The organism is Sphingomonas sp. NCPPB 2930, from assembly GCF_042867205.1.
GTDB lineage: Bacteria > Pseudomonadota > Alphaproteobacteria > Sphingomonadales > Sphingomonadaceae > Sphingomonas.
This window is the reverse complement of the sequence record NZ_JBHZQU010000020.1, coordinates 18,981-39,464: the sequence shown is the minus strand read 5'-3', so window position 1 is coordinate 39,464 and position 20,484 is coordinate 18,981. Positions and strand designations below refer to the sequence as shown.

The following is a 20,484-nucleotide window of genomic DNA, read 5'->3' as shown; positions in this document are numbered from 1 at the left end:
ACAGATCACAGGAGGCAAGGATGGGCGGACATCAGGTTTCCAGCCAGGGACCCGGCGACGATGGCTGGGACGAGGAAGGCTATGACGAGAGCCAGCGCGCCGAAATCCTGGAGGCGACGCGCGACGGCCCCAGCGATGGCGTGCTGATCACCGATATCGACCCCGATCTGGGCGACGATACGGTGGAGGACGAGCCGATCGACGAACTCGACATGGACTCCGAAGAGGTGGGCGAGAGCGATGCCTCGGTCGACATGGCCGCCGAGGATATCGACGAAGACGATCTCCAGGAGGATTTCGAGGACGACACCGTCGCCGACGGCGATATCGACGAAGCCGACGACGCCGCGCTGCGGCCATGAACCGCCTGCCTGTCGCGCTGGCGGCCGGGGGGATTGTGTTGGTCGGCTGTTCGACCATGCCCGATCCCCGCTCCTCGATGCCGCCGATGGTCTCGACCGATTTCCGGTGCGAGAATGGCAGCCGCTTCTGGGTCCGTTTCGACAATCGCGATGACAGCGCGCTGATGCGGCTGGACGGCGATCTGGCGATACGCCTGACCGGTCAGCCGGTCGCGTCCGGCATCCATTATGCCGGGTTCGGTCATGATCTGCGCGGCAAGGGGGGTGAGGTTGTTTTGACACGCCCCGCCGGCGATTCCCTCCGCTGCCAGGCCGTCCGCTGAGGCGCAGCCATCATTCAAGGCGAAAAAATGGCGGAAAATCTGGGCCGCCGCATTCTCCCCTCAATTGGTTCATCTAGGTGACAGGAACTGTGTCATCACGGCAACAGGTTCCCACAACGCGACCAAAATGACGATCTTCGTGCAACCCCGCACGGTTTTGCCGGTTAAGCGGGCCTGGGCTGAGCGGTTCGATCCGCCGCCCCACATAGAATAAGAGAAGGGTATCTCACATGCGTAAGCTTTCCCTCGTCGCCGCTGCGGCGGCCGCGTTCGTTGCCGTGCCTGCCATGGCACAGGACATGAACACCACCGACACGACGGCTGCGGCACCCGCCCCGGCCGCCGACACCGCGACCGCTCCCGATGGCACCCGCGCCTTCGGTATCGAGCCGTACGTCGCGGTCATGGGTGGTTGGGAGCAGTTCGATCGCCAGTCGGTCGCCGGCATTCCCACGCAGCCCAAGGGCTATAACCTGGACGGCGCACTGGTCGAGGGCATCGTCGGCTTCAACGTGCCGCTGGGCCCGGTGTTCGTCGGCGCCGAGGGCGCGGTCGCCAAGGGCGTGTCGGGCGACATCGACTGGCAGTATGGCGCCTATGGCCGCGCGGGCTTCCGCGCCGGTGAGAGCGGCCTGTTCTACGGCAAGGTCGGCTATCGCTGGAACAACTTCCACAACTTCGCTCCGGGCGTCGCTGGCGACCTGAAGCGTGACTATCACGCGACCGTCTATGGCGTCGGCGCCGAAGTCGGCCCGAAGGACATCGGTCTGGGCGGCCTGACCGGCAACTCGGGTCTGCGCCTCCGTCTGGAAGTTTCGACCTTCGACGACGCACATTCGTTCCGCCCGATGGCGGGTGTCGTCGCACACTTCTGATCCCTCGGGGTCCAGTTGGCTTAAGGTGGCGGGGTTCGGCAGTGATGCCGGACCCCGTTTTCCTTTGTGGACAGGCTTCCCATATCGATGGCGATGGTCGGTCGGGTAAAACGCAAGGCGGGACTGGCGGCCGCCGCCGAACGGGTCGAGCGGGCACCGCCGCGATCTTGCGCGCTGTGCGATCGGCCGCTGGGGGCGAAGGTGGAATGGCACCACCCCGTTCCCAAGAGCGAAGGCGGGCGCGAGACGGTGCCGGTTCATCCCATCTGTCATCGGACCATCCATGCGACCTTTTCCAACGCGGAACTGGCGCGGGGGTTTTCGGACTTCGTGGTATTGCGGGCGCATCCGGAGATGGCGCGGTTCCTGCGGTGGATTGCCGGGAAACCGGCGGACTTCCATGCGCCGACGCGCGCGGCGCGGTGATTTGGTTCGCGCGAAGACGCGATGGCGCGAAGAAGTTTGGTTCGCGCAGAGGCGCAGAGGACGCGGAGAGAAGAGGGCGGGGATTATATTCTCACATCCGTTCAGCCTGAGCGTAGTCGAAGGCCACGGAATAACGCCTGTCACACTATGAAATGTCGAGTTTGGCCTGCGGCCGTGAGGGCTGTGGGGAGACGGTTTCCCTTGGCCTTCGACTACGCTCAGGCTGAACGGAAGTGGGGAGCGGGCAGCGCACCCGAATGATCTCTGCGCCCTCCGCGCCTCTGCGCGAACCACACCTCTTCGCGCCATCGCGGCTTCGAGCGAAAAAAAAGGGCGGACCGAAGCCCGCCCTTTCGGCAATCACTCCGCCGCGACGCCCGCGGCCGAGAACATGTCGCCGGTCTCGCCCGGCTCCTCGTTCGCCGCCTTGGCGGTCTTGGCCTTTTGCCGCGTGTCGAACGCGTCCCAGACGTCGTTCCACTGGCCGCGCGTCGCCGCCTTCGAATATTCGGTCGCGCGCGTCTCGAAGAAGTTCGCATGCTCCACGCCGTTGAGCAGCGGGGTCAGCCAGGGCAGCGGGTGCTCGTCGATCATGTAGATCGGCTTCAGGCCCAGCTGGCCCAGGCGCCAGTCGGCGATGTAGCGGATATACTTCTTGATCTCCTTGGGCTTCATCCCTTCGACCGGGCCCATTTCAAAGGCGAGGTCGATGAAATTGTCCTCCAGGCGGATCGTCGTCTGGCACACATCGGCGATGTCGTCCTTCACCGCCTTGGTCAGGCACTGGCGCTCCTGGCAGAAGGCGTGGAACATGCGGATGATGCCCTCGCAGTGCAGACTCTCGTCGCGCACCGACCAGCTGACGATCTGGCCCATGCCCTTCATCTTGTTGAAGCGCGGGAAGTTCATCAGCATCGCGAAGCTGGCGAACAGCTGGACGCCCTCGGTGAAGCCGCCGAACATCGCCAGCGTGCGCGCAATGTCCTCGTCGCTGTCGACGCCGAAATTCTGCATGTAATCATGCTTGTCCTTCATCTCGGCATATTCGAGGAAGGCGCCATATTCGCTTTCGGGCATGCCGATCGTGTCGAGCAGATGGCTGTACGCCGCGATGTGCACCGTCTCCATGTTGGAGAAGGCGGTCAGCATCATCTTGATCTCGGTCGGCTTGAACACCCGGCCATATTTCTCGTGATAGCAGTCCTGCACCTCGACGTCCGCCTGGGTGAAGAAGCGGAAGATCTGGGTCAGCAGGTTGCGCTCATGATCGGTCAGCTTCTGCGCCCAGTCGCGGCAATCCTCGCCCAGCGGCACCTCTTCGGGCAGCCAGTGGAGCTGTTGCTGGCGCTTCCAGAACTCGAACGCCCAGGGGTATTCGAAGGGCTTATACTGCTTGGAGGCTTGGAGAAGTGGCATCGGGGTTACTCCGGATACGAATGACGTGAAGAGGGTGAAGGCCGGTTCAGCCGCTGCTGGCCCAGGAGCGCAGAGCGGTGGCGAAACCGGCGAGAATGATCCCGCCCATGGCGAACATGGTGCCCGCGATCAGCCGGGCGTAACGGCCCTGCTCCGACCGGGGCGTGCGGAGCTGCAACAGCAGGATCAAGCCGATCCCGCCCAGCAAGGCGGAGACGGCGTACATGATGAACGCCGATGTCATGCGACCAATTCCGGTGTGGCGCGTTCCGAAACCGAACCCAACACAGGAGATTCAAGATGGTCGATGTCAGCCAGATCAAGGAACATGCCGAAGTCATCGGTGCGGACGGCGTCCATGTCGGGACGGTCGACCATGTCCAGGGCGACCGCATCAAGCTGACCAAGAACGACAGCCCCCAGACCGAGGACGGGCAGGGCGCCAAGCATCATTACCTGCCGATCGGCCTGGTCGCCGAGGTCGAGGGCGATCAGGTCCGCCTGTCGGCGACCGCGCAGAACGCCGTCGACCAGTTCGAAGAGGCGGAGTGAGGCATAGTCTCCCTCTCCCTGTGGGAGAGGGAGGGAGCGCCCGTCAGGGCGCGGAAGGGTGAGGGCGGTGTCGGTCATGCGGCGCCGCCCTTTTCCGTGGGCGATCCACCCTCATCCTTCCCACGCGGCTGTGCCGCGCGGGCCCCTTCCTTCTCCCGCAGGGAGAAGGAGATTTGAGCGATCACGCCTTCAAGATTTTGCATTACCTCCGCGTTGGTCACGCGGACCGTCCGATACCCCTCGCGCGCCATATAGGCTTCGCGGGACGCGTCATGGCCTTCCGCGACGACATGAGTGTCGCCGTCGACCTCGATGACCAGCTTTTCGGAAAAGCACAGCATGTCGGCGAAGAAAGGTCCCAGCGGCGTCTGATGACGCCATTTCAGATGCGGATAGGTTTCACGCAGCGCGCGGAGCAGGCGGCGTTCGGGGTCGGGCGCGTCGCGGCGGAGTTGGCGGGCGCGTTGCACCGTGCCGGAGCGATGATTGTCGTAGTGACGCACACCCTCACCCTTCCGCCGCCTTCGCGGCTCCCTCCCTCTCCCGAGGGGAGAGGGATTGACAGCTCACCTCACTGACAGGCCAGGCACTCGTCGTAATCGGTCGTCTCGCCGATCTCGAACTTGGGTGCGCTGATCGTGTTGTCCGCCTCAACGCCGCCGCTCCCGGCGAAACCGGCGCGCTGCACCGACTTCGAGCGGAGATAATAGAGCGACTTGATGCCCAGCTCCCACGCGCGGAAGTGGAGCATCAGCAGGTCCCACTTCTCCACGTCGGCCGGGATGAACAGGTTCAGCGACTGCGCCTGGTCAATATAGGGCGTCCGGTCCCCCGCCAGTTCGAGCAGCCAGCGCTGGTCGATCTCGAACGAGGTCTTGAACGTGTCCTTCTCTTCCTGGCTCAGAAAGTCGAGATGCTGGACCGAGCCGCCATGTTCGAGGATCGAGTTCCACACCGCGTCCGAGTTCTTCGACTTCTCGATCAGCAGCTTTTCAAGATAGGTGTTCTTGACCGAGAACGAACCCGACAGCGTCTTGTGGGTATAGATGTTCGCCGGGATCGGCTCGATACAGGCGCTGGTGCCGCCGCAGATGATGCTGATCGACGCGGTCGGCGCGATCGCCATCTTGCAGCTGAAACGTTCCATCACGCCGACGTCCGCCGCGTCGGGACAGGGCCCACGCTCGACCGCCAGGGTCATCGACGCCTGGTTCACCTGCGCGTTGATGTGCTTGAACATGCGCAGGTTCCACGACTTGGCCATCGCGCCCTCAAAGGGGATGCCGCGCGCCTGGAGGAAGCTGTGGAAGCCCATCACGCCCAGGCCCACCGATCGCTCGCGACCGGCCGAATAGGCGGCACGCTCCATGCCCGGTTCGTGGCGGTCGATATAGTCCTGCAGGACATTGTCGAGGAAGCGCATCACGTCCTCGATGAACTGCTTGTCGTCCTTCCACTCGTCCCAGGTTTCCAGGTTCAGCGACGACAGGCAGCACACCGCGGTGCGGTCCTTGCCCTTATGGTCGATGCCGGTCGGCAGGGTGATTTCCGAGCACAGGTTCGAGGTCGACACCTTCAGCCCCAGCTCGCGGTGGTGCTTGGGCATGTTCTTGTTCACATGGTCGGCGAAGACGATGTACGGCTCGCCGGTCGCCAGACGGGTCTCGACCAGCTTCTGGAACAGCGCGCGCGCGTCGACCGTGGCGCGGACTTCGCCGGTCTTCGGGCTCTTCAGATGCCATTCGGCGCCGTCGCGCACCGCCTCCATGAAGGCGTCGGGGATCAGCACGCCGTGATGGAGGTTCAGCGCCTTGCGGTTGAAGTCGCCCGAGGGTTTCCGGATTTCCAGGAACTCCTCGATCTCGGGGTGCGAGATGTCGAGATAGCAGGCGGCCGAACCGCGACGCAGGCTACCCTGGCTGATCGCCAGCGTCAGCGAGTCCATCACGCGGACGAAGGGGATGATGCCGCTGGTCTTGCCGTTCAGGCCGACCGGCTCGCCGATGCCGCGCACCTGGCCCCAATAGGTGCCGATGCCGCCGCCGCGCGAGGCGAGCCAGACATTCTCGTTCCAGGTGGTGACGATGCCGTCCAGGCTGTCGGGCACCGAGTTGAGGTAGCAGCTGATCGGCAGGCCGCGACCCGTGCCGCCGTTCGACAGGACGGGCGTGGCGGGCATGAACCACAGCTTGGAGATATAGTCGTACAGCCGCTGCGCATGCTCGGCATTGTCGGCATAGGCCGAGGCGACGCGCACGAACAGGTCCTGATAGCTTTCGCCGGGCAGGAGGTAGCGGTCGTTCAGCGTTTCCTTGCCGAAATCGGTCAGCCGCGCGTCGCGGGCATGGTCGACCTCGACCGGATAGGGCTGCGGCCGGACCGACTTGGTGTCGGCGGGCGTCGGGGCCGGGGCGGCAATGTCCGCCGCCATCTTCTCAAGCATGTCAGTCGTCATGTCGCTATCCCGGTCATCCCTGAAGTCCATCATTGATGCCGCTCCTTTGTTCCTGATCCGTTCGGGTCGGTGCCCCGCCCCCGGCACAGCCGTGCCACAGGCGTCGCGAACGGTGGGAAATGGCATCGCAAAGGCCGTTTTCCGGCGCTTCCGCGATCCCGACCGGGCCTGTCGGTCCGATCCCTTCCTACCAGCGATTGGGGTTGTCCCCGACCTCTTCCACTATCCATAGTGGAAAATCCCGGCGATCACCGCAAGGGGGGTAAAGCGCGGAAAGGGGGTTGGTTGCGACGAATGGCGGTCGTCAAAGCGGTGTCGAAACCCGCGACGCATGGATGTCTGCGGGGTTCGCGAAGCGCAAGCCCCTAAAAATATTTTTGAACGTCGATGGCGCCCGCCCCGGTCAGCCGAGCGACAGCCAGAACAGTGCCGCCAGCCCGACCAGGGCGACCAGCATCTGGGGCGGGCGCAGCCGCGCGAAGTGGCGCGGCGCCCCGCCCCACCGGGCGAGCCAGGGATCGGTCAGCGCGATCGAGGCATAGCCGATCAGCAACAGCGCAAAGCCCGTCGACGGCCCCGCGACCAGCGCCAGCAGCCCCAGCGAGAAGCGCAGGATCATGGTCAGCATCTGCGACACATGGGGGCCGCCGGGCGTGAAGAAGCTCAGGCCGCGTGCCACGCCCGCCAGGAAGATCAGGATCGCCGCCCCCCAGATCTGCCCGATCAGCAGCGCCAGCGGCACCTTCGCCCAGGCGGCCAGCGCCGCGATCGGCAGGACGAGCACCGGCCCATAGCCGAAGATCAGGCTGAGCGGGGGAATCCGCGCGTCGGCGGCCTCCGCCATGGGGAGGGCGCCGGGGGCGGGGGGCGGTGCGGGGGAAGACATGACGGCGCGAACGTGCGGCGACCCTTTCCTATCCCGCCATCCGCCTCATGCCGATCGATGATGCGGCTCGGCCTCGTCGCGCGCGACCTCCAGCCAGGGGTGGTCGTCGGGCAGCGGGGTGGCGAAGGCGATGCCGACCCGTCCTTCGCGCTCCCAACGGATATAGCCGCGCAAGGGCGGGTTGACACCCAGCCGGACACCCACCGCAGCCCCACCCACGATATAGGCGGGGGGCAGTCCCTCGATCATCATGCCGGTGGTCGACAGGTCGCGAAGCCGGACATCGACGGTCGCCCCGCCCGAGACGATCTGCGCGACGCGCAGGACCTTGGTGCGCGGCCGACGGTGAGACTTCATGCCCACCGGCGTGGCGCGCGCGCCCTGTTCGCCCAGCAGGCGGTGGACCTCCTCCACGCCGCTCGGCTTGCCATAGACATAGCCCTGGATCTGGCTGCACCCCAGATCGCGGATCAGCGCGATCTCGTCCTGCAACTCGACGCCCTCGGCGGTCGTCTCCATGCCCAGCGTGTCGGCCAGCGTCACGATCGCGCGGATGATCGCGGCATTGCGGCTGCCGGTCCCGACCGCGCCGCGCACGAAGGACTGGTCGATCTTGATCTTGTCGAACGGCGCATGGCGCAGATAGCCGAGCGAGGAATAGCCGGTGCCGAAATCGTCCAGTGCCAGCCGCACGCCCAGCGCCTTGAGCGTCACGAACTGGCGCTGCGATTCCAGATCGTCGTTCAGGAAGACGCTCTCGGTGATCTCCAACTCCAGCCGCGACGGGGCCAGCCCCGATTGCTCCAGCGCCTGGCCGATCAGCACGGGCAGATGCGGCTTGGCGAACTGGATGGACGAGACGTTGACCGCCACCCGCGCGGCACGCGGCCAGCTCGCCGCCTCGAGGCAGGCGGTGCGCAGCACCCATTCGCCGATCTGTTCGATCAGGCCGCATTCCTCGGCCACCGGCACGAACTGCGCGGGCGAGATGTCGCCCTGGGTCGGATGGGACCAGCGCAGCAGCGCCTCGAACCCGACAATCTCTTCGTCGCGGGTCGACACGACCGGCTGATAGGCGAGGCGGAACTGGTTCTGCGCGATGGCGGTGCGCAGATCCTCCTCCATCCTCTTGCGGCTGCGCGCGCCCTCCAGCATCGCCTCGGCATAGAATCGGTGGACGCCGCGCCCGTCGCCCTTGGCGGCATAGAGCCCCAGATCGGCGTTGCGGATCAGCGTCTGCGAATCGGCGCCGTCCTGGGGCGCGATGGCGATGCCGATCGAACAGCCGATCGTCACGTCATGGCCCTGGATGCCATAGGGTTGCGACAAGGTGTCGATGATGACCCTGGCCAGCGCCGCCAGCCTTTCGCGCGAATCGGTGCCGGGCAGCAGGATCTGGAACTCGTCGCCGCCCAGACGGCCGACCAGCCCGGCATCGCCCACCGCCTGTTCCAGCCGCCGCGCCACCTGTTGCAGCAACAGGTCGCCCGCCTGGTGGCCCAGCGTGTCGTTGACCGCCTTGAACCGGTCGAGGTCCATCAGGAACAGCGCGGTCGGGCGATAGGGGCTGACCGATTGCTTGAGCATCGTGTCGAGCGACAGCTTCATCCGCTGGCGGTTGGCGAGGCCGGTCAGGCTGTCGAACAGCGCCAGCCGGGTAATCTCCGCCTCCGAGCGACGCTTTTCGGTCAGGTCCGAGCCCGAGCCGATAAAGCCGCGGAACCGGCCGATGCCGTCGATGATCGGACGGCCGGAGATCGACCACCATCGTTCCGGATCGCCCGCACCCGAATCGACTGCGCAGACGGTATAGTCGGAAAAACTGGTGCGCGAGGCCATGTGGAAGGACAGCGTCCGTTCGGTCCCCGGTGCCGAGGGGTCCATCTGGAACAGATCGGTCAGCAGCCGGCCCTTGCAGGCGAGGCCGGTGGACTGGAGGTCCTCGGCCACCTTCCTCGACAGATAGGTCAGGCGCCCGTGCCGGTCGGTTTCCCAGAACCAGCCGGTGCCATGTTCCTCGAACTCGGCGATCATCTTGACCGCCTGCTGCCCCTCGCCAAAGGCGCGCGCGCGGGCGTCCGCGACATTATAGTCCAGGCGGCCGACGCGCCGGGCGTTGAGGACCAGGATGATCAGCGGCGGCACCACCGCGCCGAGAATCGGGGCCAGCGGCACCCGCCAGGCCAGCGCCGCGATCACCGCCATGAAGGCGAAGCCGAAGGAATAGCCGATCATCGCCCCGCGCACCGGATGCAGCATCGCGGCGGTCGTCCACATCGCGCAGATCAACGCCAGCGTCGGCGTCCAGGGGCCGGGGGCATGCTGCGACCCGATGACCAGCGCCAGCAGTGCGCCGGTCGCCAGCGCCACGAGGAAACCCAGTCCGACCAGATATTGCTTGAGCCGGTAGAAGGGCCATTGGCGCGCCTCGCCACAGGCGAGCACGATGCCGAAGATCAGCGTGCTGCCGACCAGCACGCCGCTCGCAATCTCCTTCTGGACCTGCATCCAGGATGGGTCGTCGCGCAGGCTGAAGCTGAGGACGAGCGCGACCGCGACCAGATTCTGCAGGATCGCCAGCGGCCAGGTCCGGCACAGCGTCTGCAACCGCTTGAGATGCACCTCGACCAGCAGCTCGTCATTATCCTCGACGAGCCCCAGCAAGGCCAGAAACGATAGGCGGTCGGAAGCGGAAGGCATGCGCGAAAGGGGGTCCCGATCGGTGGTCCCCCGTCTTGCCTCAGCGAAGTTAAGATAGATTAAAGTCTGGCCGGACGCGAAATGCCGTCCTGGCTCCGCTGCGGCGTTGCAAGCCACGCGCCGCTGTCGCACAAGGCGCGCATGACGACCCTGATCCGCGACACCGACCTGATCGAGAGCGTGGCCGACGCGCTCCAGTTCATCAGCTATTACCACCCGATGGATTATATCCGCGCGCTCGGCAAAGCCTATGAGGCGGAGAAGAGCCCGGCGGCCAAGGATGCCATCGCGCAGATCCTGACCAACAGCCGGATGTGCGCGGAGGGGCATCGCCCGATCTGTCAGGACACCGGCATCGTCACCGTCTTCGTCAAATGGGGCCAGGACTGCCGCCTGTCGGGCGACCGGTCGCTGCAGGAAGTGGTCGATGAAGGCGTGCGCCGCGCCTATCTCCACCCGGAGAACAAGTTGCGTGCCTCGATCCTCGCCGACCCCGCCTTCACGCGCCGCAATACCAAGGACAACACGCCCTCGGTCCTCCATGTCGAGATGGTGCCGGGCAACAAGGTGACGGTCGACGTCGCGGCCAAGGGCGGCGGGTCGGAGAACAAGTCCAAGTTCAAGATGATGAACCCGTCCGACTCGATCGTCGACTGGGTGCTGGAAATGGTGCCGCAGATGGGCGCTGGCTGGTGCCCGCCCGGCATGCTCGGCATCGGCATCGGCGGCACCGCCGAAAAGGCCGTGCTGCTCGCCAAAGAATCGCTGATGGGCGCGATCGACATGGGCCAGTTGAAGGAGCGTGGGCCGCGCAACGATATCGAGGCGCTGCGCATCGAGCTGTTCGACAAGGTCAATGCGCTGGGCATCGGCGCGCAGGGGCTGGGCGGCCTGTCCACCATCCTCGACGTCAAGATCCTCGACTGGCCGACCCATGCCGCGTCCAAGCCCGTCGCGATGATCCCCAATTGCGCCGCGACCCGCCATGCGCATTTCACGCTGGACGGCTCGGGCCCTGTCTATCTCGAAGCCCCCAAGCTGGAGGAATGGCCCAAGGTCGACTGGAAGCCCGACCTCCAGGCCGCTCGCCGCGTCGACCTGAACACGCTGACGCCGGAAGAGGTGAAGAGCTGGAAGCATGGCGACCGGCTGTTGCTGAACGGCAAGATGCTCACGGGGCGCGACGCCGCGCACAAGCGGATCAAGGACATGCTCGATCGCGGCGAGGAACTGCCGGTCGAGTTTCGCGGCCGCGTGATCTATTATGTCGGCCCGGTCGATCCGGTCGGCGAGGAAGTGGTCGGCCCGGCGGGCCCGACGACCGCGACCCGCATGGACAAGTTTACCCGCATGATGCTCGACCAGGGCCTGCTGGCGATGGTCGGCAAGGCCGAGCGCGGTCCGGCGGCGACCGACGCGATCCGCGAATACCAGTCCGCCTATCTGATGGCGGTCGGCGGCGCGGCGTACCTCGTCGCCCGCGCGATCAAGGGATCGAAGGTCGTCGGCTTCGAGGATCTGGGCATGGAGGCGATCTACGAGTTCGACGTGGAGAATTTCCCCGTCACCGTCGCGGTCGACTCCGAAGGCCAGAACGTCCACACCCTGGCGCCTTTGGTGTGGCGCGAGAAGATCGCGAAGGAAGGGCTGCTGACCCCGGCGTAAGCCAGTATCGCGGAAGGGGGCGACATCATCCCTCCTTCCGTTCAGGTCAAGCGGGGGGCAGGCATTAGTGGCCCTGCTCATCCTTGTCCCACCGCACCGTCCAGCTGGCATGGGCGGTGGGCATAGCCGAGACGAGCGTCATGAGGAAAAGGGCTGTCGCCGTCAGGGCCATCGACAATCGGGGCATGTCCCATCCAGCCAAATTGGCGCAGGCTGCGAGCAGGATCAGACCGAGCGGCGCTGTGATCGACATGATCGCATAGGTGAAGGCGACGGCCCGGTACCGTGTGGCTTCATCCCATTCGTCGACGCGCTCCATACTGCCCCAGGGCTTGAGCGGTCCGAAGATTCGCATGAAATTCCCGACGGACATGCCGAACGTCAGGATTATATAGCCCGCAAGCCAATAGCGCTGAGACGCGAGCACCATGGCATAGCCCGTCGCCGCCAGCACCAGCGCCAAAGTCGCGGGACCACGCAAGGGCCGACGTCTGGGCTTTCCTTCAGCCAGAGCAGGCACGCCGGTCCAGCGCACCATCGCGTCGAGCCGTTCGAAAAACCGCTGGTTCGTCACAGAGTCTCGTCCTCCGCATCGGGCATCGGGACCATGAACTCGGCGAACATGATGGGCAGGATCAGCATCATCATGACCGTCGCATATCCGACGGCGCCCCATTGCCGGTATGTCTGGGGCATCGGCCAGCCCACACGCGCGGCAAACGTTAGCCATGTGAAGAGCAGGCCGATGACGATCAGATTGACAAGATATGCCCGCCGCGCCGCGGACAGCAGGGCGTCGCGTTCATACTCGTCATAGGATTCGAAACCGCGCTTCGTCAGCCACGATTGCCGCGCGAAAGGCGAGGAAAGAGAGGTGGCGACCAGAAGCATGCTCATCGACATGACATTGGGAAACACGCCATTCGCGTCGCCTGGAACCAGCATCTCCATGACGGGGATGGCGGCGACGAAGCCCAATCCGCCGAGCAAACCCCACCGCACCCAGTAGCGGCGCGGCCGCCGCTTCATCTCGTTGGCGCTCCATTTGTGGATGTCATAGCCGTCGCGATAGCCGGTCATGCGTCGCGCTCCTGTTCGGGCAAGGGAATGGCGATTTCGGCCAGCAGCGCGGGCAGCGTCGTGAACAGCGACGCCAGCGCCATGGCCCAGAGCAGCCAGCATCGCGCGCCGATCACGACCGGCGCACCAGCATGGCTCGCCCAGGCGGCGGCCAGGGTAAGAGCGATCAGAAATGCCGCGATCGCCGCATGGGCGCGTGCTGTGGCGATCCCCAGGGCCGCCGCCTCGAACTCGTCATATCGGCCGCGTCCCGGCAGGAATAATGGCGTGCGGGCGAACGGCGGCAGGCCAAAGGCGTTGGTGATATTGAAGAACGTTACCACCAATAGTGACCCGTCCGGCTCCGTCCCCGCCACCGTGACCGCCAGTGCGACGGCGACCGGCCAGATCATCCCGAAAGCAAGAGCCCAGCGAACCCATTTGCGCCGCCGGATCACCGGGGCAGGCGGCTCTGCGGGCTCGAAGCGGGCATCGTAGCGCATCACGCGTCTCCATCCCGGCGCAGCGCGTCGGTAAGCGAGGGGAAGGGGGCAAGGGAGAAGACCAGCTCGACCGGCGCGTCGAAATAGGCCGCGATCTTCAGGCCGAGTTCGAGGCTGGGCTTATAGTCGCCGCGTTCGAGATAGCCGATCGTCTGCGGATTGACGCCGACCGCCTCCGCCAGCTCGCGTCGCGACACATTGCGGTCGTTGCGGAACAGGGCGATGCGATTGTGCATATAGGTAGGCTATATGCCTTGTTGTGTTTACACAACGATTCGTTTTGAGGGTGCGAAGGTGGAAGCATCCATTTCTTCCCTGCAGGGAAGGTGGCAGGGCGAATCCCTGATGGAGGGCTGTCACGGCTGGCGGTGACACCCCTCCACCACCGCTTCGCGGCGGCCCTCCTCCCCTTGCAGGGGGGAATGGACACGTTCAATTCCGGTAGAGCGCGTCCAGGCGCTCGCCATAGATCTCGCGCAGGACGTGGCGGCGGATCTTCAAGGACGGGGTCAGCTGCTCGTTTTCGATCGTGAAGGGTTCGTCGGCGATGATGAAGCGGCGGATGCGTTCGGTCACCGACAGGTCGCGATTGACCCGGTCGACCGCCGCCGAGACCGCCGCGCGGAAGTCGAGATCGTCGTCCAGCGCGGTGCGGTTGCACCCCGTCCCCGACTTCGCGCACCATTCCGCCGTCCACTCCGCATCGGGTACGATCAGCGCGACCATATAGGGGCGCCGGTCGCCCGCGATCATCGCCTGGCCGATCTCGGGCTGGAGCGTCAGCATCCCCTCGACCTTCTGGGGGGCGACATTCTCGCCCTTGTCGTTGATGATCAGGTCCTTCTTGCGGTCGGTGATGCGCAGGCGACCGGCCGCGTCGAACTCGCCGATATCGCCGGTATGCAGCCAGCCGTCCTTCAGCACCCGCTCGGTTTCGACCGGATTGCGCCAATAGCCGTGCATGACCAACTCGCCGCGCACCAGTATCTCGCCATCCTCGGCGATGCGGACCTCGGTATCCGCCAGCGGCGGGCCGACCGTTTCCATCCGCACGCCGGCGCGCGGCCGGTTGCAGGCAATGACCGGCGCGGCCTCGGTCTGGCCATAGCCTTGCAGCAAGGTGAGGCCGATCGAATGGAAGAACAGCCCGACCTGGGGGTTCAGCGGCGCGCCGCCCGACACCATCGCCTTCAGCCTTCCGCCGAACTTCTTGGCGATCTTGGGCTTGAACAGCGTCGCCACCGCCAGTTGCGCGGGCCGGTCGATCAGCCGCAGCTTGCCGTCATAGCTGCGCGCGCCCAGCGCCAGCGCCTGGTCGAGCAGCCGCGCGCCGAGCCCGCCCTTCTTCTCGATCGCCTTGGCGATGCGGGTGTGCAGCACCTCGAACAGGCGGGGTACGACGAACATGATCGTCGGGCGCACCTCCTCGATATTGGCGGCCAGCTTGTCGAGGCCCTCGGCGTAATAGATCTGCCCGCCCAGCGCGATCGGGAAATGCTGGCCGCCGGTATGCTCATAGGCGTGGGAGAGGGGGAGGAAGGACAGGAACACCTCGTCCTCCCAGCCGAAATCCTCCGCGATCACCGCGCTGCACCCGGCGCAATTGTGCAGGATCGCGCCGTGATGCTGCATCACCCCGCGCGGCGCGCCGCCGGTGCCCGAGGTGTAGATGATGCAGGCCAGGTCCTTGCGGCCGAAATCGGCCTGTGCGGCCACCGCATCGGGCGCGGTCGGATGCGCGGCGATCAGCGCGTCATATTGGCGGCACTCGATCTGCGCGGGGCCGAGCTTGAGCGGCTCGAACCCGATCACCGTCTGGACATGGTTGGAGCGTAGCGCGGCGGGGAGCAGCGTCGTCGCCAGCTTCTGGGTCGAGACGATGACCGCGCGCGCGCCCGAATTCTCGATGATATGGGTATGATCGCGCTCGGTATTGGTGGTGTAGGTCGGCACCGTGACGCAGCCCGCCGCCATGATGGCGAGGTCGGCGATGCACCATTCGGGGCGGTTCTCCGACACCAGCATCACCCGGTCGCCGCGTTGCAGCCCGGTCGCGCGCAGCCCCGCCGACAGGCTGGCCACCTGCCGCGCCGCCTCGGCCCAGCTGATCGCGTGCCACGCGCCGCCCTGCTTGCGCCACAGGAACGGCGCGTCGCCCTTCTCGGCGGCACGGGTGAAGAACATGGTGACGAGATTGGGGAAATATTCGAGCGTACGCATGGTGCCTCTCCCACCGGCCCGTATCGTGCACGTCAACGCGCGATCGGGCTCTTTGTTTGCTGGTTCGTCGCTTACTCGGCCGGACGGCCCGGCTTGTCGCCGACACGCCGGATCGCCGTCATGCGACCCGTCACGTCGATCGCCACGCCCTCGCTGCGCGGATCGGCGGCGCCGACCCAGCGGCCGCCGACGCGCTCGATGGCATTGGCCTTCAGCCCCATCGGCGCGACCGTCACCGTCTCGCCCAGCGCCTGGAGGCCGGGGACCAGCGCGACCAGCGAGGTGCCCTGTTCGACCGTCGCCACATGGCCCGGCGCGAAGAGCAGCCCCTGCGCGATCGCATCCTGCGCGCTCAGCTTCCAGTCGATGACGCCGATGATCGCCTTGGCGACCTGCGCGATGATGGTCGACCCGCCCGCCGCGCCGATCGCCAGCCGGACCTTGCCGTCGGGGCCATAGACGATGGTCGGCGACATCGAGCTGCGCGGACGCTTGCCGCCCTCGACCCGGTTGGCGACGAGGTCGCCGTCCTTGACCGGCACGATGTCGAAATCGGTCAGTTCGTTGTTGAGCATCGTGCCGTCGACCGACAGGCCCGATCCGAACGAGCCCTCGACGGTGGTCGTCACCTCGGCGACATTGCCCGCGTCGTCCACGGTCACGAGGTCGGTGGTGCCGGGCACCTCGCTGACCGGCGCGCGGACGCGCGGCGGGGCACCGGGCGGGGTGCCGGGCGATACCGACGCCATGGTGCGATCGGGCGAGATCAGCGCCGAGCGGACGGCGATATAGGCCGGATCGAACAACCCTTTCAGCGGTACGCGGACATAATCGGGATCGCCCAGATACATGTCGCGATCGGCATAAGCGAGGCGCGAGGCCTCGGCGAACAGATGCCAGGCCACCGGCGAATCCTTGCCCAGCTTGGCCATGTCGAAGCGTTCGAGCAGCTTCAGGATCGACAACATGGTCGATCCGCCGCCCGAGGACGGGCCCATGCTGCAAATCCGGTAGCCGCGATAGGGCGCGCAGAGCGGCGGGCGGGGCTTGGCGGCATAGGCGGCGAGATCGCCGGTCGTCATCTTCGACGGATTGCGCGTCGCGGTGTTGACGGTCGTGACCAGCTTCTGCGCCTGGGGGCCGACATAGAAACTGTCGGGGCCGAGCCGAGCGATCCGCTCGAGCAGCGCGGCCTGTTCGGGATTGCGGATGATGCTGCCCAGCGGGAGGACCTGGCCATCGGGGCCGGTCAGCCGCGCGCGGGTCGCGGCATCGACATGGCCGCCATAGCGGGTCAGCGCGGTCTGGAGCCGCGGGGTCAGCTGGAACCCGTCGCGCGCCAGCCGGATCGCGGGCTGGAACAGCCGCGCCCAGGGCAGCCTGCCGCCCCTGGCATGCGCCAGCGCCATGCCGCGCAGCGCGCCGGGGACGCCGACGCTGCGCCCGCCGGGAACCGCCTCGGCATGGGATAGCGGGCGGCCATCGGGGCCGTAGAACCAGTCGGGTGTGGCGGCCATCGGCGCGGTCTCGCGCGCGTCGATCGTGTCGGTGCCGCGCGCGCCGTGGCGGACCCAGTAGCTGCCGCCGCCGATGCCGGAGCTTTGCGGCTCGACCACGTTGAGCGCCAGCATGGTCGCGATCGCGGCGTCGGTCGCGCTGCCCCCGGCGCGCAGGATCTCGACCCCGGCGGCGGCGGCGCGGGGATCGGCGGCGCTGACCATGCCCTGGGTGGGGGCCTTGGCGGCGGGCTGGCGCGCCTCAACGGGCGCGACGGGGGCCAGCGCGAGCGCCGCCACGGAGAGGAGCCAGTGCTTCATGCCGCCGACCCTAGCGGCAAGGGTCGGCCCCCGCCAAGCCGTAACGTCAGGCGCCGACCGCTTCGGCGATGCTGGCGAAACCGTCGCGGGCGAGCAGCGCGTCGAGATCGGCGAGGATGCGCGCGGCCAGCCCCGGCCCCTCATAGACCAGCGCGGAGTAGAGCTGGACCAGGCTCGCGCCGCTGCGGATGCGGGCATAGGCCTCCGCGCCCGAATCGATCCCGCCCGCCGCGATCAGGGTCATGGCCGCCCCGGTGGCCTTGCGGAACTCGGCGAGCCGCGTGCGGGCGAGCGGGGCGAGCGGACGGCCCGACAGTCCGCCGGTCTCGGCGGCGTTGCTGCTCTTCACGTCCGGCCGGGTGATGGTGGTGTTGCCGATGATGATTGCGTCCAGCCGGTGGTCGATCGCGGCGCGGGCGATCTCGTCGATCTGCGCGGGCTCCAGGTCGGGGGCGACCTTCAGGAACAGCGGCACGGCACCCGCGGCTTCGCGCGAGGCGGCCAGCAGTTCGGCAAGGGCGGGCCCGTGTTGCAGGTCGCGCAGGCCCGGCGTGTTGGGGCTGGAGATGTTGATCGTGACATAATCGGCGATCGGCGCGGCCTGGGTCACGCCGTGGCGATAGTCGGCGATCCGGTCCGTGGCATCCTTGTTCGCGCCGACATTGATGCCCAGCACGCCCTTGCGCTTCGCAGCGCGCGCCCGCGCCAGTCCCGCATCCAGCCCGCCATTGTTGAAGCCATAGCGGTTGACCACCGCCTTGTCCTCGACCAGCCGGAACAGGCGGGGCTTGGGGTTGCCGGGCTGGGGCCTGGGGGTCAGCGTGCCGATCTCCACCATGCCGAAGCCCAGCCCGAAAAAACCGTCGATCGCCTCGCCATTCTTGTCGACCCCCGCCGCCAGCCCCAGCGGATTGGCGAAATCGATCCCCGCCACCCGCGTCGCCAGCCGGGGATAGCGCGCCGGATCGGTCCCCATCGGCGCGCCCAATGCGCCCCAGCGCGACAGCATCGAAACCGTCAGACCATGGGCGCGCTCGGCATCGAGGGCAAAGAGGAGCGGGTGATAAAAGGCCATGTCGGCCCGGTTAGCGGATTGCGGGGGGATGGGGAAGATGTGGGCCGTTACGCCTTTTTCTTCTCCTTCTTGCTCCCCTCCCGCAGGCGGGAGCGGGTCGTGGGGGGCGTGCCAAGAGGAGAGGGCCTGTGCTTGGAAGGAACGCTATCACCCAACATGGGTTGGTGGGGACCCACAGGGAGATCCCCCCGATGAAGACCCCCGTCGCATTCACCCCCCAGGTCGAAGACGTGAAGCCCGATGAAGGCGAAACCGTCGACCAGATGAAACAATCCTTCGCGCATATCCTCGACACCACGTCCAGGGACTATGGTCACGGCGTCCGCGCCGTCCATGCCAAGGCGCATGGCATCATCCGGGGTAAGCTGAAGATCCACGACGCCCTTCCCGCCGAACTGGCGCAGGGGCTGTTCGCGACGCCGGGCGAATATGAGGCGGTGGCGCGCATCTCGACCAATCCGGGGGACATATTGGACGATGCGATCGGCCTTCCGCGCGGACTGGCGCTGAAGGTGATCGGGGTCGAGGGCGAGCGGCTGCCCGGTTCGGAGGGCGATGCGACCCAGGATTTCGTGATGGCCAATGCGTCGGTCTTCACCGCACCGACGGCGGATGCCTTTGCCAAGAATCTGAAGATGCTGGCCTCCACCACCGACAGGTTCGAAGGCGGCAAGAAACTGCTGTCCGGCATCCTGCGCGGAATCGAGGCGACGCTGGAGACGGTCGGGATCGAGAGCGCGACGCTCCAGACGCTGGGCGGGGCCAAGCAGGTCCACCCGCTGGGCGAGACCTATTACAGCCAGACGCCGTTCCGCTATGGCGACCATATCGCCAAGTTCGCGCTATTCCCGGTCAGCCCCGCGCTGACCCAACTGACCGGCGACACGGTCGACACCCATGACCGTCCCGATGCGCTGCGCGAGGTGGTGCGCGAGGTGATGATCGAGCAGGGCGGCCAGTGGGAGTTGCGGGTCCAGCTCAACCGCGATCTCGATGCCATGCCGATCGAGGATGCGACCGTCGAGTGGAGCGAGGCGGACAGCCCCTATGTCACCGTCGCGACCTTCACCGCCGAACCGCAGATCAGCTGGCGTGACGGCGAGACGAATGCGATCGACGATACGCTGTCCTACAGCATCTGGCACGGGCTGGCGGCGCACCGGCCGCTGGGCAATATCAACCGTGCGCGCAAGGACACGTACCGCTTCTCCGCCGAGTATCGTGGCCGGGTGAATGGCTGCCCGATGCACGAACCGCGTGCCATGGCCGAGTTGCCGTGACGGGCGCGCGCAGGCTAGGACGGGCCGCATGATCCGCCTGTTTCATGTCAGCGACGTGCATTTCGGTGCCGAGGACCCCGCCGCGCTCGCCTGGTTCGCCGAGCGCGTGGCGGTGGAAAAGCCCGATGCCGTCATCATGACCGGCGACCTGACCATGCGCGCGACCAAGCGCGAGTTCCAGGCGGGCGGCGCGTGGCTGCAATCGCTCGGCGTGCCGGTGACGGTCGAGGTCGGCAATCACGACATCCCCTATTATTGGGACCCGTTCCGGCGGTTGTTCGCGCCCTATCAGCGCTATGCGGCGGTCGAGCGGATGATCGAGAAGCCGCTCGACCTGCCCGGCGTGACCGTGGTGCCGCTCAAGACCACGGCGCGCGCCCAGTGGCGGTGGAACTGGTCCAAGGGGCGGGTCAGCACGGGGTCGCTGCGCCGCGCGCTGGCGCTGATCGAGCAGGCGCCCAAGGATCACCTGATCCTGGTCGCGGCGCACCATCCGTTGATCGAAGGGCCGACCAAGGGCACCGCCAAGACCCGCAATGGCGATGTCGCGCTGACCCAGCTTGCGGCGGCGGGCGCGCATGCGGTGCTGAGCGGGCATGTCCATGACCCGTTCGACGTGCCGATCGACCGCGATGGCCGGATCATCCGGATGATCGGCGCGGGCACCCTGTCCAAGCGGACGCGCAAGACGCCGCCCGCCTTCAACGAGCTGCGGATCGAGGGGTTGGGGTTCGAAACGCTGGTCCGCAGCCTGGACGAAGCCCCGCCGCATGTCATTACCGAGGATATGCGGGCGGGGTGATCGGTCCGCCCGGGTGAAGTCGGGGCGCGGCCCTTGCGCCGACAGCCGTTCGGGCTGAGCGAAGTCGA

Annotated in this window: 21 protein-coding genes; 8 read left to right on the top strand and 13 right to left on the bottom strand. The window is 66.5% G+C overall.

Features of this window, described 5'->3' with window-relative positions; genetic code table 11:
* Window positions 1-20 precede the first annotated feature (20 nt).
* From ACFX59_RS16625 to ACFX59_RS16610, 4 genes are all read left to right on the top strand, one after another.
* On the top strand, window positions 21-362 hold the full coding sequence (locus ACFX59_RS16625) for a DNA primase (protein ID WP_387433850.1): 342 nt from the start codon (window positions 21-23) through the stop codon (window positions 360-362).
* Window positions 359-685 carry an MliC family protein gene (locus tag ACFX59_RS16620; RefSeq protein ID WP_387433848.1) on the top strand — a complete coding sequence of 109 codons (327 nt, stop codon included), beginning with the start codon at window positions 359-361 and terminating at the stop codon, window positions 683-685. The genes ACFX59_RS16625 and ACFX59_RS16620 overlap by 4 nt, the downstream gene beginning before the upstream one ends.
* 230 nt (window positions 686-915) lie before the next feature.
* Window positions 916-1,560, top strand: coding sequence for an outer membrane protein (locus ACFX59_RS16615; protein WP_307102644.1), 645 nt, complete (start codon window positions 916-918; stop codon window positions 1,558-1,560).
* A 93-nt stretch (window positions 1,561-1,653) separates the two neighbouring features.
* Complete coding sequence (locus ACFX59_RS16610) at window positions 1,654-1,986, top strand: HNH endonuclease (protein WP_387433878.1); 333 nt, start codon at window positions 1,654-1,656, stop codon at window positions 1,984-1,986.
* 360 nt (window positions 1,987-2,346) lie between these two features.
* Here the strand turns inward: ACFX59_RS16610 and ACFX59_RS16605 are convergent, their stop codons facing one another.
* Together ACFX59_RS16605 and ACFX59_RS16600 are read right to left on the bottom strand one after the other, a co-directional pair.
* A complete protein-coding gene (locus ACFX59_RS16605; RefSeq protein WP_261268832.1) occupies window positions 2,347-3,402 on the bottom strand; it encodes a ribonucleotide-diphosphate reductase subunit beta in 1,056 nt (351 codons plus the stop codon).
* A gap of 46 nt (window positions 3,403-3,448) precedes the next feature.
* Window positions 3,449-3,646: a hypothetical protein gene (locus ACFX59_RS16600; protein WP_387433845.1), complete on the bottom strand. Its 198-nt coding sequence runs from the start codon at window positions 3,644-3,646 to the stop codon at window positions 3,449-3,451.
* 56 nt (window positions 3,647-3,702) lie between these two features.
* Here ACFX59_RS16600 and ACFX59_RS16595 point away from each other — a divergent pair, with 56 nt between their 5' ends.
* On the top strand, window positions 3,703-3,954 hold the full coding sequence (locus ACFX59_RS16595) for a DUF2171 domain-containing protein (RefSeq protein WP_261268835.1): 252 nt from the start codon (window positions 3,703-3,705) through the stop codon (window positions 3,952-3,954).
* Window positions 3,955-4,028: 74 nt separating this feature from the next.
* Here ACFX59_RS16595 and ACFX59_RS16590 read toward each other — a convergent pair whose 3' ends face one another.
* The 4 genes from ACFX59_RS16590 to ACFX59_RS16575 all read right to left on the bottom strand — a co-directional run bounded on the left by ACFX59_RS16590 (window position 4,029) and on the right by ACFX59_RS16575 (window position 9,995).
* Window positions 4,029-4,457 carry an endonuclease domain-containing protein gene (locus tag ACFX59_RS16590; protein ID WP_387433842.1) on the bottom strand — a complete coding sequence of 143 codons (429 nt, stop codon included), beginning with the start codon at window positions 4,455-4,457 and terminating at the stop codon, window positions 4,029-4,031.
* Between the two features lie 68 nt (window positions 4,458-4,525).
* The gene (locus ACFX59_RS16585; protein ID WP_309704047.1) at window positions 4,526-6,439 is read right to left on the bottom strand and encodes a ribonucleoside-diphosphate reductase subunit alpha; all 1,914 of its coding nucleotides are present in this window, start codon (window positions 6,437-6,439) and stop codon (window positions 4,526-4,528) included.
* A 373-nt stretch (window positions 6,440-6,812) separates the two neighbouring features.
* Entirely contained in the window at window positions 6,813-7,253 is a 441-nt protein-coding gene (locus tag ACFX59_RS16580) for a DUF3429 domain-containing protein (RefSeq protein ID WP_387433840.1), read from the bottom strand.
* Window positions 7,254-7,340: 87 nt separating this feature from the next.
* Entirely contained in the window at window positions 7,341-9,995 is a 2,655-nt protein-coding gene (locus ACFX59_RS16575) for a putative bifunctional diguanylate cyclase/phosphodiesterase (RefSeq protein ID WP_387433837.1), read from the bottom strand.
* A gap of 141 nt (window positions 9,996-10,136) precedes the next feature.
* Between ACFX59_RS16575 and ACFX59_RS16570 the strand changes: the two genes are divergently transcribed.
* Window positions 10,137-11,660: a fumarate hydratase gene (locus ACFX59_RS16570; RefSeq protein WP_387433835.1), complete on the top strand. Its 1,524-nt coding sequence runs from the start codon at window positions 10,137-10,139 to the stop codon at window positions 11,658-11,660.
* A 64-nt stretch (window positions 11,661-11,724) separates the two neighbouring features.
* Here ACFX59_RS16570 and ACFX59_RS16565 read toward each other — a convergent pair whose 3' ends face one another.
* The 7 genes from ACFX59_RS16565 to ACFX59_RS16535 form a co-directional block, all read right to left on the bottom strand.
* Complete coding sequence (locus ACFX59_RS16565; protein ID WP_387433832.1) at window positions 11,725-12,234, bottom strand: hypothetical protein; 510 nt, start codon at window positions 12,232-12,234, stop codon at window positions 11,725-11,727.
* On the bottom strand, window positions 12,231-12,740 hold the full coding sequence (locus ACFX59_RS16560) for a hypothetical protein (protein WP_387433830.1): 510 nt from the start codon (window positions 12,738-12,740) through the stop codon (window positions 12,231-12,233). Before ACFX59_RS16560 ends, ACFX59_RS16565 begins: the two co-directional genes overlap by 4 nt.
* A complete protein-coding gene (locus tag ACFX59_RS16555) occupies window positions 12,737-13,222 on the bottom strand; it encodes a hypothetical protein (protein WP_387433827.1) in 486 nt (161 codons plus the stop codon). The genes ACFX59_RS16560 and ACFX59_RS16555 overlap by 4 nt, the downstream gene beginning before the upstream one ends.
* The gene (locus ACFX59_RS16550; protein ID WP_387433825.1) at window positions 13,222-13,458 is read right to left on the bottom strand and encodes a helix-turn-helix transcriptional regulator; all 237 of its coding nucleotides are present in this window, start codon (window positions 13,456-13,458) and stop codon (window positions 13,222-13,224) included. Before ACFX59_RS16550 ends, ACFX59_RS16555 begins: the two co-directional genes overlap by 1 nt.
* Window positions 13,459-13,654: 196 nt before the next feature.
* Window positions 13,655-15,442, bottom strand: coding sequence for an AMP-dependent synthetase/ligase (locus tag ACFX59_RS16545; protein ID WP_387433823.1), 1,788 nt, complete (start codon window positions 15,440-15,442; stop codon window positions 13,655-13,657).
* A 71-nt stretch (window positions 15,443-15,513) separates the two neighbouring features.
* Window positions 15,514-17,259 (bottom strand): gamma-glutamyltransferase, encoded by a 1,746-nt coding sequence (gene ggt / locus ACFX59_RS16540; protein WP_387433821.1) that lies wholly within the window; start codon window positions 17,257-17,259, stop codon window positions 15,514-15,516.
* Between the two features lie 46 nt (window positions 17,260-17,305).
* Window positions 17,306-18,334 carry a quinone-dependent dihydroorotate dehydrogenase gene (locus ACFX59_RS16535; RefSeq protein ID WP_387433818.1) on the bottom strand — a complete coding sequence of 343 codons (1,029 nt, stop codon included), beginning with the start codon at window positions 18,332-18,334 and terminating at the stop codon, window positions 17,306-17,308.
* Window positions 18,335-18,525: 191 nt separating this feature from the next.
* Here ACFX59_RS16535 and ACFX59_RS16530 point away from each other — a divergent pair, with 191 nt between their 5' ends.
* A complete protein-coding gene (locus ACFX59_RS16530) occupies window positions 18,526-19,614 on the top strand; it encodes a catalase family protein (RefSeq protein ID WP_387433815.1) in 1,089 nt (362 codons plus the stop codon).
* Between the two features lie 28 nt (window positions 19,615-19,642).
* Window positions 19,643-20,416, top strand: coding sequence for a metallophosphoesterase (locus tag ACFX59_RS16525; RefSeq protein ID WP_307102667.1), 774 nt, complete (start codon window positions 19,643-19,645; stop codon window positions 20,414-20,416).
* Window positions 20,417-20,484 lie beyond the last annotated feature (68 nt).

Excerpts from the sequence above, each read along its gene's own strand:
- ACFX59_RS16625 (WP_387433850.1), top strand. The coding sequence starts at position 21 with ATGGGCGGACATCAGGTTTCCAGCCAGGGACCCGGCGACGATGGCTGG.
- ACFX59_RS16620 (WP_387433848.1), top strand. The coding sequence starts at position 359 with ATGAACCGCCTGCCTGTCGCGCTGGCGGCCGGGGGGATTGTGTTGGTC.
- ACFX59_RS16615 (WP_307102644.1), top strand. The coding sequence starts at position 916 with ATGCGTAAGCTTTCCCTCGTCGCCGCTGCGGCGGCCGCGTTCGTTGCC.
- ACFX59_RS16610 (WP_387433878.1), top strand. The coding sequence starts at position 1,654 with ATGGTCGGTCGGGTAAAACGCAAGGCGGGACTGGCGGCCGCCGCCGAA.
- ACFX59_RS16605 (WP_261268832.1), bottom strand. The coding sequence starts at position 3,402 with ATGCCACTTCTCCAAGCCTCCAAGCAGTATAAGCCCTTCGAATACCCC.
- ACFX59_RS16600 (WP_387433845.1), bottom strand. The coding sequence starts at position 3,646 with ATGACATCGGCGTTCATCATGTACGCCGTCTCCGCCTTGCTGGGCGGG.
- ACFX59_RS16595 (WP_261268835.1), top strand. The coding sequence starts at position 3,703 with ATGGTCGATGTCAGCCAGATCAAGGAACATGCCGAAGTCATCGGTGCG.
- ACFX59_RS16585 (WP_309704047.1), bottom strand. The coding sequence starts at position 6,439 with ATGGACTTCAGGGATGACCGGGATAGCGACATGACGACTGACATGCTT.
- ACFX59_RS16580 (WP_387433840.1), bottom strand. The coding sequence starts at position 7,253 with ATGGCGGAGGCCGCCGACGCGCGGATTCCCCCGCTCAGCCTGATCTTC.
- ACFX59_RS16575 (WP_387433837.1), bottom strand. The coding sequence starts at position 9,995 with ATGCCTTCCGCTTCCGACCGCCTATCGTTTCTGGCCTTGCTGGGGCTC.
- ACFX59_RS16570 (WP_387433835.1), top strand. The coding sequence starts at position 10,137 with ATGACGACCCTGATCCGCGACACCGACCTGATCGAGAGCGTGGCCGAC.
- ACFX59_RS16560 (WP_387433830.1), bottom strand. The coding sequence starts at position 12,740 with ATGACCGGCTATCGCGACGGCTATGACATCCACAAATGGAGCGCCAAC.
- ACFX59_RS16555 (WP_387433827.1), bottom strand. The coding sequence starts at position 13,222 with ATGCGCTACGATGCCCGCTTCGAGCCCGCAGAGCCGCCTGCCCCGGTG.
- ACFX59_RS16550 (WP_387433825.1), bottom strand. The coding sequence starts at position 13,458 with ATGCACAATCGCATCGCCCTGTTCCGCAACGACCGCAATGTGTCGCGA.
- ACFX59_RS16545 (WP_387433823.1), bottom strand. The coding sequence starts at position 15,442 with ATGCGTACGCTCGAATATTTCCCCAATCTCGTCACCATGTTCTTCACC.
- ggt (WP_387433821.1), bottom strand. The coding sequence starts at position 17,259 with ATGAAGCACTGGCTCCTCTCCGTGGCGGCGCTCGCGCTGGCCCCCGTC.
- ACFX59_RS16535 (WP_387433818.1), bottom strand. The coding sequence starts at position 18,334 with ATGGCCTTTTATCACCCGCTCCTCTTTGCCCTCGATGCCGAGCGCGCC.
- ACFX59_RS16530 (WP_387433815.1), top strand. The coding sequence starts at position 18,526 with ATGAAGACCCCCGTCGCATTCACCCCCCAGGTCGAAGACGTGAAGCCC.
- ACFX59_RS16525 (WP_307102667.1), top strand. The coding sequence starts at position 19,643 with ATGATCCGCCTGTTTCATGTCAGCGACGTGCATTTCGGTGCCGAGGAC.